At 47.8% G+C, this 13477-nt stretch carries 5 protein-coding genes; 2 read left to right on the top strand and 3 right to left on the bottom strand.

What is annotated here, in order from left to right:
- Positions 1 to 16: 16 nt before the first annotated feature.
- The gene (locus IEY13_RS09420) at positions 17 to 2134 is read left to right on the top strand and encodes a glycoside hydrolase family 97 protein (protein WP_188951726.1); all 2118 of its coding nucleotides are present in this window, start codon (positions 17 to 19) and stop codon (positions 2132 to 2134) included.
- An 88-nt stretch (positions 2135 to 2222) separates the two neighbouring features.
- Here IEY13_RS09420 and IEY13_RS09415 read toward each other — a convergent pair whose 3' ends face one another.
- From IEY13_RS09415 to IEY13_RS09405, 3 genes are all read right to left on the bottom strand, one after another.
- Entirely contained in the window at positions 2223 to 2864 is a 642-nt protein-coding gene (locus tag IEY13_RS09415) for a hypothetical protein (protein ID WP_188951725.1), read from the bottom strand.
- Positions 2865 to 2938: 74 nt separating this feature from the next.
- Positions 2939 to 3634: a response regulator transcription factor gene (locus IEY13_RS09410; protein ID WP_188951724.1), complete on the bottom strand. Its 696-nt coding sequence runs from the start codon at positions 3632 to 3634 to the stop codon at positions 2939 to 2941.
- Positions 3621 to 4940 (bottom strand): sensor histidine kinase, encoded by a 1320-nt coding sequence (locus tag IEY13_RS09405; protein WP_188951723.1) that lies wholly within the window; start codon positions 4938 to 4940, stop codon positions 3621 to 3623. Before IEY13_RS09405 ends, IEY13_RS09410 begins: the two co-directional genes overlap by 14 nt.
- Before the next feature lie 352 nt (positions 4941 to 5292).
- On the opposite strand from IEY13_RS09405, the gene IEY13_RS09400 reads away from it, so the two are divergent.
- Positions 5293 to 13434 carry a T9SS type B sorting domain-containing protein gene (locus IEY13_RS09400; protein ID WP_188951722.1) on the top strand — a complete coding sequence of 2714 codons (8142 nt, stop codon included), beginning with the start codon at positions 5293 to 5295 and terminating at the stop codon, positions 13432 to 13434.
- Positions 13435 to 13477 lie beyond the last annotated feature (43 nt).

Genomic DNA, 13477 nt, shown 5'->3' with positions numbered 1-13477 from the left:
AACAGCAGCGAAGTATATGATGAAACTGAAGAAGGCCCTTCCCCTGGTAGCAGGGCTGGTGCTGTGGCAGCATGCCGCAGCACAGCCCCCGGCTACTGCGGTTACAGCGGCCATGGGCAATGTTCGTATGGAATTTACACTGGGCAGGCAGGGCAACCCGCAATATGCCGTATGGCTGGGTAGCCAGCCGGTAATACTGCCTTCCGCGTTAGGCTTACAGCTGCAGCAGCAACAGTTGCAAAAGGGTTTTGTAATACAAGGTATTGACAGCACTGCTACAGACAATACCTGGCAGCCGGTATGGGGCGAAACGCGTACCATACGCGATCAGCACCGGCAACTGACCATACACCTGCAGCAACCGGCAACGGGTATACTGTTGGATGTGGTGTTCAGGGTATTTGCCGATGGCGTAGGTTTCAGGTATGCGTTTCCCCGCCAGAAAGGGTTACAGCACTTTGTGGTAACAGATGAGGTGACTGCCTTCCGCCTGGCAGGCGATCATAAGGCGTTCTGGATTCCGGGCGATTATGATACCAACGAATATGCGTATACCACCAGTAAGGTAAGTGCTATTGACAATAGCAAAATGGTGCATGCCAGTACAGATATTGCAGTAAGGGTGGTGCCGGATAAACATGCTGTGCAAACGCCGCTGATGATGAAGTCGGCCAAAGGTATTTACCTGAACATACATGAGGCTGCGCTGATCAACTACCCGGCTATGCAGCTGCATGTAAGCACTGATTCGCTGTTGCTGCGCGCAGCGTTGGTGCCCGATGCCCTGGGGCATAAAGCGTATCTGCAGGCACCCTGCCATACCCCCTGGCGTACAGTAGTGGTAAGCGATAAAGCCACGGATATACTGGCTTCGAAAATGATACTGAACCTGAACGAGCCTTCCAGAGCGGGGGATAACACTACCTGGATAAAACCCATGAAGTTTGCAGGCGTATGGTGGGAAATGCAAACGGGCCAGAGTACCTGGAGTTATGCCGCAACAGCAGACAGTACTGATGCCACAGGCGCATTAATTGCCAGTGGCAAACATGGCGCTAACACCGCCAATGTAAAACGGTATATTGATTTTGCCGCTGCCAACGGTATTGCTGGCGTGCTGGTAGAAGGCTGGAACGTAGGCTGGGAAGACTGGTTTGGTACCTGGAAGGAAGAAGTATTTGATTTTGTAAAACCTTACCCGGATTTTGATGTGCAGCAACTACAGCAATACGCTGCCGCCAAAGGTGTGCAGCTGATTATGCATAACGAAACCTCCGGCGCTGCCACCAGTTACGAACGGCAGATGGATACTGCTTTCCGGTTTATGAACCGTTTTGGCTACCCGGCCGTTAAAACCGGTTATGTGGGCCGTATTGTGCCCCGTGGCGAACACCACGATGGGCAGTGGATGGTAAACCATTACCAGCGTGTAGCGCAGAAGGCATTACAACACCAGGTAACCGTAGACATGCATGAGGCTGTACGCCCCACAGGGCTGCACCGCACCTATCCTAACTGGATGGCCAGCGAGGCAGGCAGGGGTAATGAATACAATGCCTTCAGCAACGGTAATGCACCTGAACATGAAACCATATTGCCGTTTACCCGTCTTATGGGTGGGCCTATGGATTATACGCCGGGCATTTTTAAACTTAAGGGTTATGCCGCAGCGGCGCCAGACAGGCAGGTACATACCACGCTGGCCAAACAGCTCGCCTTGTATGTTACATTATACAGCCCCTTACAAATGGTGAGCGACCTGCCGGAAAACTATGCCGCACACACAGATGCTTTTGAGTTTATTAAAGAGGTGCCGGTAGATTGGGATGATACCCGCATAGTGGAAGCGGAGCCGGGCGATTATATTACTATTGCCCGTAAAGCAAAAGGAAATGATAACTGGTTTGCAGGTGCTATTACCGATGAAAATGCACGTACTGCAATCATTCCACTATCTTTTCTGGATAGTAACAAACAGTATGAGGTTACCATTTATGAAGATGCTGCCAATGCACACTGGAAAAACAATCCGGAGGCGTATCATATCCGTAAGGAGAAGGTAACGGCGCAAACACAACTGCGTATACAACTGGCAGCAGGTGGGGGAGCGGCAGTAAGCATCCGGCCTTTATAAGGGGTTTATACATTGCATTACATAAAAGGGGCTGTATCATCTGTTTCAGATACAGCCCCTTTATATATATGATTAGCGATTGGTGTTATTACTGCTCTACTGCCAGCTGTACATTGGGCAGGCGGCCATTTACCGATTTTAAACGGCCCGCTTTTTCCGGATAAAAATTATCGTAATAATCCAGCTGCACGCTACCGGTAGTTTTTAGTTTGCCGCTTTTAGCAGCGTTGAACGAATCGTAATAATCCAGGTTCAGGCTGCTGACCGATTTTAGTTTGCCTGTTTTTTCTGCCTGAAAATTATCATAGTAATCCAGCACTATACTGCCTACCGATTTTAGTTTGCCGTTCTTTTGCCCGTCGAAGTTGTCGTAATAAGTTATCTCTACGTTGCCTATCTTTTTCAGTTTACCCATCAGCGCGCCTTTAAATGCATCGTAGTACTCAATAATAATATCGTTTACAGATTTTAGTTTGCCGGCTTCCCATTCGTGAAAGCTGCCGTAATAATCCAGTTCTACAACAGCAGTGTTGCCTGCATCCAGCTGGTATTCCAGGCCACCTTTACTGTCAATAAAAAAGGTAATATCACCGGTAGTAAACGAAAAGGCGTTAAGCGTTTCACCCCGGCGGCTGAGTGCTATTTTCATACCGGTAAAGGTTTGGGCCCGGGTGGTACTGTAACAGCACATAACAAGTGCTGCCAGTAATACAGGTTTGTAGTTGATCATGATTGGTTGCTTTTTCAGCGTTTTACTGAATAAAGGCAAATATTGTGCAGCAGCTTCAAACGCTTTGTTAAACATTATATAATCAGCTTATAGCCCCTGCCTCTCACGTTTACAATAGCAATACTGCTGTCGTATTTCAGGTACTTACGCAGTTTGGTTATGTACACATCCATGGTGCGTGCATGAAAAATGTTGTCTTCACCCCATATCTGCAGCAGGGCAGTTCTGCGGTCCAGCAACTGATTCTGTTGCTGAAACAGCATCTGTAAAAGATCTGCTTCCCGTTGCGATAAGTAAAATACTTCTCCGTTATGTATCAGCTGCATGCGGGTATAATCAAACTGATAGCTACCCATAACGGTTACCTCCGCTTTTTGAAGGGCAGGTAATTCGCCGGGTGTATATACCCTGCGCAGCAGTATCTGCAGGCGCATAATCAGCTCTTCCATACTGAAGGGCTTTTTTATATAATCATCGGCTCCCGCCTTTAACCCGTTCAGTACATCTTCTGTTTGGGTTTTAGCGGTAAGAAAGATAATGGGTATGCGTGTATCAATAGCCCGTATATCTGTTACCAGCGATATGCCGTCTTTTTTAGGCAGCATTATATCTGCAATACAGGCATCCGGCTGCCATTGTTTGTACAGGCTCCAGGCCTGCACGCCGTTAGAAGCTACTGTAACGGAAAAACCGGCACCTTCCAGTGTTTCCTTCAGTATCATGGCCAGTACCTGTTCATCTTCTACCAGCAGCAGTTTAATGGTTTTCATAAAAAGGAAATTCAATAGAAAATAAAGTACCCTGCCCGGGCTTGCTGCTTACCCTTATGGTGGCTTTGGCCTGGTCTGCCAGTTGCTTAACATAGTTCAGGCCCAGCCCAAAACCCTTTACATCGTGCAGGTTGCCGGTAGGTACGCGGTAAAAACGGTCAAAAAGATAAGGAATGTATTGTTTTTCTATACCTATGCCGTTATCCTGTACCTGTAAACGCCAGCCTTTGCCTGCGGGAATAGCAGATACGGATATGTCTACAGGTTTATGGGAATATTTAATGGCATTATCTGCCAGGTTTATTAATATGGTTTCAATAGTGCTCACCGGAATGGGCAGCGTAGTCTGTTCTAAACGGTATTTCAGCGTCATATTTACTTCCGGGTTGCCCGAAAAACGGAACAGTACCTGCTCTAACAGTTTATACAGGTTTGCTTTTTCAACTGCCGGGCCAGCTTTGTTTTCCATGGAAGCTATAGTAAGCATGCGATCTATATTGGCATCCAGCTGATCCAGTACACTGCGGTTGGCCCGCAGATAACGGAGCGCTTTCTCTTTATCATCAATATGTCCAAACTCATCCAGTGCCTCGTGGGTAGAACGTAATATAGACACAGGGGTACGCAGCTCGTGTGTAATGTTACTGATGAAGTTGTTTTTCATGGCATCCAGCCGTAGCTGCCGCCGCAGGTTGTAAAACATATAATACAGGCAGCAGCCGGTTAATATGATTAATATGCCGGAGAAGATAACCGATGGCAGTATTTTTTTGAACACGTGTATGTTTTTGCCGGAAAATGTGGCAACAATCAATGGCGAGTAAGCACGATGTTCTTCAGGAGCTGTTATAGTAGAAGGCCCCAGATATTTAATAGTTTCGTCCAATTCTATCCGGGTCAGGATAAAATCCAGCCGTATGTCAGATTTTTTCAGTTCTTCTTTAAATATTTCTCGTATTACAGGCAAGTCTCTCTGAAAATTGGTGTTGGCCCTGAATAATTTTCCTCCCAGCAGCATATGGCTATCATACGTGCGTTTATCTGGTTTAATAATGTTACCGTTATCATCATACGTTAAGCTGTCAATATGTACGTATACAATATCCTTTTCCGTAAAACCTTTTGGAATGCTGGTTCTGTCTGATACATACTTATTAATAGACATGAAAAGCGCGATAGACGCATCGGAAGTAAAAGTGGATCTGGCAGAAACAAAAACGTTCCATAGCCAGTATAGCTGAAAGGCTGTAATCAGTGTAGCGGTAATCAGGGCCGAAACAAACGCCAGCCTCAGTTTTTTCCTCATAACACTCAAATATACTTCCGGCACTGCTGAAAAGCGGGTAATTAACAGTGATTAACACTGACGCCGGAGAAAAAAGCTTTTAGCACAATTATATAGTGGTAAACATTCATATTTTACTTTCTTAGCAGTTTGTGGTATTTTTTTGACCTGAAAAGTGCTTTATTTGTCTGCGGAACGAAAATTTTCCTGTGAGTTGCCGCCTGGGCAAAGATGGACAAGACTTAACTGCATAATTACATAAACATATTTTCGATTGAATAACTGTATGCCCGGTAAGGCCCATGCTTACTGCGTAATACTGTTGTATATATCTATAGGCTGATTTATACCATACAAACCTAACTGTGCCGCAATGAGGAAGATTTTTGCTTCATCTCTTTGTAAGAGAACCCTATTGTCTGTATGTACCCTGGCAATAACGCATTTTGTACATGCCCAATGTTCGGGTGTGCCTGCTGTGCATGGCACTTTTGTTATTGATAACCGTGTGCCTACCAATGTGACTACAGGTACCTTTCACAGTTTTAACGATGCGTATAACCATATAAAATGTGGTATTGACGGGCCGGTAGTGTTTAATGTGGCGGCAGGTTCGGCAGTATATACTGAACAGCTGATAATGGATGCAGTTGCCGGTACTTCTGCGGTTAATACCATCACCTTTAACGGTAATAACAATGTAATCAGTTATACGGCTACCGATGCTACGCAACGTGCGGTAATACGGTTGTACGGAACTGACTTTACGCGGTTTCATCAGCTGACGATTAAGGCCGGCGGTACGGGCGATAGTGAGTATGGCTATGCGGTGCAGCTGGGTAATGATGCGGATGATAATATATTTTCAGGTTGTAGCATGGAGGTATCGCAATCTTCACCACTGGATAGTTACACCGGTGTGCTGATTGCCGGTGGCAATGATATATGGGATATGGGCGATGCCGGTTGCGACCGCAATCAGCTGCTGAACAATACCATTACCGGCGGTAATATGGGCATTGCCATTACCAGTACAGCAACAGATGCCAATACCGCTAATATTATTAAAGGCAATACCATTCGTGATTTCTATAACTATGGTGTGTACGCGGGCACCGGTAACAATGTGCTGGTAGATAGTAACAACATCAGCCGCCCGGCCAGAACCGATGTGGCGGATGGATATGGCGTATATGTTACCGGCACACAAACGGGCAGCACTGTTTCCCGCAACCGGGTGCATCATCTGTTTGCAGGCATGGCCGCAGGTAGTGATGGGTTATCTGCCTATGGTGTTTATTACGACTTTGCAGAGCTGAATGGTGATAACCGTGTGGCCAATAACCTTTTCTACGGTTTTGACTGTGCGGGTAATGCTTACGGTGTGTATAACAACTTTACCGGTAACCTGTTAATTGCACACAACACCATTGCGCTGGATGGGGCTTCTGCCAGTGGCGGTAACCTGGCCGCGGGTATTTATCTGCTATCTGTGTTAACAGATGTTACCGTGGTAAATAACATTGTGGCAGTATCACGTTCAGGTGGAGGTAAAAAATATGCGCTTTATCAGAGTAACCGCAGCGATGGTATAGTAACGGGATATAACGATTATTATATAATGCCTGCTGCTGTAAATGCTTTTACCGGCTACTACGCCGGGGCAGATGTGGCCACGCTGGCAGATTGGAAAACAGCTTCCGGTAACGATGCACGTTCGCTGGCAGCAGATCCGCTGTTTACAGATGCGGTAGCTGGCAACTTTTTGCCGGTAAGCGCAGCGCTGGATAACAAAGGGTTCTTTTTAAAAGTAAACACAGATATTACCGGTGCGGCGCGCAGCAGTACTACGCCCGATATGGGTGCATATGAGTTTGTACCTGTTGCCTGCCCGGCTACGTTAACAGCGGGTAATACGCAGGTATATGGTGCGCCGGCCTGTGCAGGTGCTTCCATAGGTTTAAGTTTGAAGGGCTATAACCCGGGCAGTGCCATTACTTATCAGTGGCAATATGCTGCTACTGAAACAGGTACTTACGCCAATCTGGGTAATGTGCTTACCAATAGTGCAGATACGGTTATTAAAGCAGCTTCGGTATTGTATTACCGCGTGCAGCTTTCCTGTAACAGCAACACCGTATGGTCGGCCCCGGTGCTGGTAAATATTAATGCAGCACTTCCGGCAGATACCTATACTATTGATAAGAATGCAGCCCCCGGTGCCCCTAAAACCTTTCATAGTTTTAACGATGCCAGAATGGCTATGGCCTGCGGTATTGCCGGCCCGGTGGTATTTAATGTAACCGCGGGCAGTGGTGTGTATGAAGAGCAGCTGGTGCTGGATTCTGTACCCGGTGCTTCGGCGGTGAATACCATTACGTTTAAAGGCAATGGCAACACCATTCACTACAGCAGCAGCGATGCGCAGAACAAAGCAGTAATTAAACTGGTGAAGGCAGATTATATTATACTGGATAGCCTGGTGGTAGATGCAGATGGCAGCGGATCGTACGGGTACGGTATACAGCTGTATGATGGTGCAGATTACAATACGGTGAAAGGCTGTACCATTATAGCCAATACCAGCAGCATAAACGGACGTAACCGCACCAACCACGCAGGTATTGTGGTTTCTAATGATGAAACTTCTTTTAACGGCTTTGGTGAGGGCGTTCCTTCTACCGGCAACGTATTTACACGCGACAGTATTGTGGGTGGTGTGTATGGTGTAGTAATAGCTGCAGGCGATGGGCTGGCTGTTAACAATACCATCAGCAATTGTATTATGGAAGATGGCTACTCCGGCGGTATCCGCGTAAGCTACGCCACGGGCACTATTATCAGCGGTAACCGTTTATCGCGCCCACACAGCAGCAATCTGGCAGATTATGAAGGTGTTTCTGTGGATATGAACGATCATGTACAGATTACCGGCAACCTTATACGCGATGTGTACATGGGGGCTCCGGCTAATTACAGCAACGCTATAGGCATTATGGTGCAGAACAGTGCACCCAATACTTCCAATACGGCTTCGCTGGTGGCCAATAACGTTATCTATCTTACAGAAACCAGTGGTAGCATGCAGGGCATATACGCTACTTACAGCGGCAATACCAACTATTATCACAATACTATTATACTGGATAACAGCAGTACCGATGCGGGCGGCGATATGCAGGGTACCTTTTTTGAAGGCACAGAGAATATTCAGTTTAAAAACAATATTGTAAGTGTTACCAGTGCAGGCGGTAGCGCTAAAACAGCTTTTTATATCAACAGTGGTCTGGTAACAGCCGACCGCAATAACTATTACGTTAACAAAATAGCTCCGGCATCCATTGCCAACTATCTGGGTGTTTCTATGCTAACGCTGGCAGAATGGAAAGCTGCTGCCGGGCAGGATGCAGGTTCGGTAAGTTTTGATCCGGCTTTTGCCAACCCTGCTGCGGGTGATTTTACGCCGGCCAGGGGGCAGATTGATAATATAGGCACCCCGTTGGGTATTACGCATGATATTACAGGTGCGGTAAGAAGTACCACTACGCCTGATGCCGGGGCGGTGGAGTTTGCGGTAGCACCTTGTAACGGCGCGCCGGTAGCGGGTACAGTTGTATTGTCACCTGCCGGTGGTGTTTGCCTGGGCAGCACCATCAGTATGCAGTTAAATGGAAATTCCAATGGCGGTTATTACCTGTTTCAGTGGCAGAGCGCCCGTGCCGCAACAGGGGAGTGGACAACCATCAGCGATTTTATTACCCAGCCGGATTTTAGCACAGAAGTTAACTGGAATACCTGGTTCCGCTGCCGTGTAATCTGCGGTGCAGATACGGTGGCTACCACACCCGTTCAACTGCAACTGAATGCGGTAATGCCTAAAGGAATATATACCATTAACCCGGCATTGCCATCCAGCTATCCTCCCGGTCTTGGTGCCAACTTCCAATCTGTTACGGAGGCAGTTACTGCATTACAGTGTGGTATTGGCGGTGCTATTACATTTAATATAGCACCTGGCACTTATACAGAGCAGGTTACTATTCCCCGCATACCCGGTGCATCTGATACCAGCCGTGTTACTTTCCGCGGTGTGGCAGGTAATGCAGCCTCTGTAAAAATTGAATACACAGGTACTTTTGATGATAACCATGTAATAAGGCTGGATAATGCAAGCTATGTTACGTTTACAGATGTAAGCATTACTTCCCTGGCCGGGCCGTATGGGCGCGTGGTGGTGCTGGCCAATAATTCCGGTGCAGACAGCATATTAAATTCCGTACTTACCGCACCTGCTGTTACCTCGGGTAATGCCGGTGGGGTGTATGCCGAAAAGTTATCGGGCAGAGGTGATGTAATTAAGAATAATACCATTACCGGTGGCAGATATGGCGTATACCTGGAAGGTAAGGAGTATGGCGCATTTGCTTCCAGCCATGTAGTAGAAGACAACCGTATTTCCGGCTTCTATACCAATGGGGTATATGCTACTTATCCCACCCATCTGGTAGTAGGCAATAACCAGATTTTGCTGAAGGGTACTATGGCTGCTACCGCCTGTGGTATATCTACCGATGGGGCAGATTCTGCCATGCAGATTCTGCATAACACCATTACCATCGAAAATACTACGTCTACCATCAGGGGCATGCTGTTTACATACGGTTATATGGAGTCTGCCGGCTGGCACCAGATAGCGGGTAATACCATTACTGCTATTAACAACAACACAGGCAGGGTGCATGGTATTAACCTGAATGCTGTACAAACCGCACGACTCATCAATAACGTAATCAACATTAACACTACCGGTACCGAGGCTTATGGCATTAGTTTGTCTACCGGTTCGTACCAGTTGTACAATAATACCGTGCAGAACATGTCTGCCGGCACCGGTACTGCCAACGCAGTGCTGTTTGCTTCTGCTTCTATAGGTTTGGAATGCGTTACCCGCAATAACATTTTCCGCCATACCGGCGGTGGTGCGGTAATGCGTGCCTGGGAGCCTTCTTTTGTTAACAGCGATTACAATACTTTGTATACCACAGGCGCTGTACTGTTCCGCACAGGCAGCTCCGGTGCAGTTACTTATAACACCTTCCAGGCGTGGAGAGATGCTACTACCTGGGATTACAACTCGCTGTACTACCAGCCCGCGCTGGTAAGTACTACCGATCTGCATCCCAAAACAGATGCGCCGGAAGTATGGGCTATTCACGGTCGTGGGGTACAGATTGCAGGAAACAATAAGGATATCAACAATCAGCCACGCCCCGATATACTTACGGCCGGGGTGCCTGATATGGGGGCTTACGAGTTTATGCCTGCGGCATTGCCTGTGGTACTTACTGCTACACCTGCAGTGCCTGTTGCCAACAGCAACCAGTTGCTGATGCTGGGTACAGATACGGTTGCCCGTATTCGCTGGGGTGCTTCGGTGCCTGCTACAGTTACGGCCCGCCGGTATTCCGGTATAGTGCCGCCTTCTTTGCCGGCAGATGCTAAGTATATGTATTTCTATACCGACATTAATACCGGTGGTGGCAACTATGCTTATGATATAGATCATTATTATATTGACTCCTGGCAGGGCTTTGTTCCTAAGCAGAAATATATTCGCCTGGCTAAAACGGATGCTGCCGGTGCGTGGAGCCTGAGTGGCAAAGGCACGGTGAATGAAGGTGACAATATTTTATACGATAAAGATCTGACCAGTCTGCATTTGTTTACCGGTTTGTTCGATTCGGTGGCACGTGCGCAGGAACCTCCTGTAGTAGTGGCTGCTGCGGATACTACTAACCTGGGTACCCGTTTCTGGACCAGCTATCCGCTGAACGATTTTGGCAGCTATGGTACCCATGCTATGGTATTATACCTTTCCGCAGCAGATACAGATGCTGATGTAACCGTGAAGATACACGGTACCACCTGGGTACGAAACTACCATGTACCGGCAGGTACGGTAGTAATGACAGATGCAATACCGCGCAGCGGATCTGCCGATGCACGTTTGCTGGCTTCAGGTGTATACGACCGTGGTATCAGTATTGTAAGTACGCAACCCATAGCGGCCCATACCTATACCTACACCTCCTCCGGTGGTTCTATGCTGCTGCCGGTGGGCGCATATGGGTACGATTATCAGGCCCTGATATATAAGCAGGTAGGATCGCCTGGTTCGGCGCATTCCTTTGTAAACGTAATTGCAGAGTACGATAGTACCATGATTGAAATAACCCCTTCAGTACCTGCGGTAGGGCATCCGGCCAATGTTCCGTTTACGGTACTGTTACATCAGGGGCAGGTGTTTCAGCTGCTGGGTGAGTTTGTAGCTACCGGCGATGCCAGGGGGTACGATCTTTCCGGTACGCGCATCCGTTCCATTAAAAACGAGCATGGCAAATGTTACCCTTCTGCAGTATTCTCAGGCAGTTCGGGTACTTCTATCAGCTGTAAAGATGAAGCAGGCAATACGGGCAACTTTATCTACCAGCAAAACCTGCCTTATCAGGCATGGGGCAAAACGTATCTTACTGTACCCACTTACAGCGGCGAAATCAGCAGAAAGGTGAAGAATATTTACCGTATATCGGTGAAGGAGCCAGCTACCGGCGTAAAAGTAAATGGCAATCCGCTCAGCATAAGCTTGCTGGTAAACAACAGTTATTATGAGATAGAGAGCACAGAGATGAATTACATTGAGGCAGATAAACCCGTAATGGTAGCGCAATACATGCCTTCTATAGGTAATTGTGGCACCGATTGGGGATATAACGATGGTGGCCCGGAAATGATCTATCTAACCCCGGCAGATCAGGGTATTAAACAGGCCTTGTTTTTCCGCAATAACCAGGGCGATATTGTATCTAACTATGCTGTGGTGGTGGTGCCTGATGCAGGTGTGGCTTCGCTGCGTATTGATGGCCGTACCAATTTTGATGAAACTTATCCGCATAGCATGCCGGGTTATACCGTAGTGGTAAAACGCTGGGATGCAGAAAGAATACAAAGCGCTATTACCTGCGATACCACCTTTAGCGGTATTACCTACGGGGTGGGGCAGAATGAAAGCTATGGTTATAACCTGGGCATCAGCCGCATCCGCGCGTTGATTACCGGCAGTACCATTACCAAAACCCTGGGCGTACCAGGCAATACAGGTAACACTACCTGCGCCAGAGCGCCTGTACGTTTTTATGTAAGCAGCAGCCTTAAACCTGCTTCTATAGAATGGAAATTCAGTAAGGTTGAAGGGCTTAACCCGCACGCAGATAGTTTGCAAACTATTCCTGTGCCTGTGGATTCTGCGGTGGTAAATGGCAGATGGATGTACCGTTACAGTGTAAATGATGATTTCCGCTTTACCACACCGGGTACTTATTATGTGCCGGTGGTATTACGCGGTACCGATATAAGCAGTTGTGATAATGCCCTTGATTTGTTTATCAGAGTAGTAGTTACGCCGGCACCGGAAGCAACTGCTTTTACAGTCAGCTTTCCGGGCTGTGCCAAACAGGAAGCAGCGTTCTCTGCGTCTGCTACCACCAATACCGGCGAAACAGTAAAAGCCTGGAAGTGGGCCATCAGCAACGGACTGGGTTATACCACGCAGCAGTTTACCCGTGTGTTTGATACAGCAGGTACCTACACGGTACAGCTGCAGATGATTACGTCCGAAGGTTGTGTGGTGGATAGTGCCAAACAAGTTACCGTAAAACCATTGCCTGTTATAGCGCTGGCAGAAGATACGGTTATTGTATGCCCTGGTACTACCGATGTACAATTTGCTGTAACAAACCCTGTAAGCGGCACCGTATATAACTGGTATACCAGCGAAAGCGGCAGCACCCCTGCTACTACCGGCGCCACTGCCAGCTTTAGTAATGTTACTGCCAATACCATCTGGTATGCTGATGCGGTGGCAGATGGCTGTACCAGCACCCCGCGTGTAAAAGCTGTGGCACTGATAGCAGTAACGCCGGATGCACCGGTGGTAACGGTTGATTCGGCCGGATTGAATGTATTACGTTTTGCCTGGTTACCGGTAACCAATGCAGTGTATTATAAAGTATCGGTTGATAACGGTGTTACCTGGATAGATCCTTCCTCCGGCCCTGCAGGGCTTACCCATACTATTGCCGGGCTGGTACCAGGCACTTCCGTAAACATACTGGTACGTGCATTTAACCAGAACGGATGCGTATACAAAGAAGGTAGTAAGCAGGGAGCGGCCCGCAGCGGTAAGCTGTTTTTACCCAACTCGTTTACGCCTAACGGAGATGGATTGAACGATTTGTTTCATGTACAGGGTGGGGAGGGTGTAAGACAGTTCAGGCTGCTGGTATTTAACCAGTGGGGAGAGAAGGTGTTTGAAACCTCCGACCCGGGTAGTGGCTGGAACGGTATGTATAAAGGCAGGTTACAGCCCTCAGGCGTATATATATACATATGTACCGCAGTAATGGCCGATACCGGTGAAAAAACAGAGAAGAAAGGATCGCTGAACCTGATTCGTTAGGGGTGGCGGTGTTCACGGCCGGGCAGCATTGCTGCCCGGCCGT

The organism is Filimonas zeae (assembly GCF_014641615.1).
Classification (GTDB): domain Bacteria; phylum Bacteroidota; class Bacteroidia; order Chitinophagales; family Chitinophagaceae; genus Filimonas; species Filimonas zeae.
This window is presented reverse-complemented; position numbering and strand designations above follow the sequence as displayed.

Excerpts from the sequence above, each read along its gene's own strand:
- IEY13_RS09420 (WP_188951726.1), top strand. The coding sequence starts at position 17 with ATGATGAAACTGAAGAAGGCCCTTCCCCTGGTAGCAGGGCTGGTGCTG.
- IEY13_RS09415 (WP_188951725.1), bottom strand. The coding sequence starts at position 2,864 with ATGATCAACTACAAACCTGTATTACTGGCAGCACTTGTTATGTGCTGT.
- IEY13_RS09410 (WP_188951724.1), bottom strand. The coding sequence starts at position 3,634 with ATGAAAACCATTAAACTGCTGCTGGTAGAAGATGAACAGGTACTGGCC.
- IEY13_RS09405 (WP_188951723.1), bottom strand. The coding sequence starts at position 4,940 with ATGAGGAAAAAACTGAGGCTGGCGTTTGTTTCGGCCCTGATTACCGCT.
- IEY13_RS09400 (WP_188951722.1), top strand. The coding sequence starts at position 5,293 with ATGAGGAAGATTTTTGCTTCATCTCTTTGTAAGAGAACCCTATTGTCT.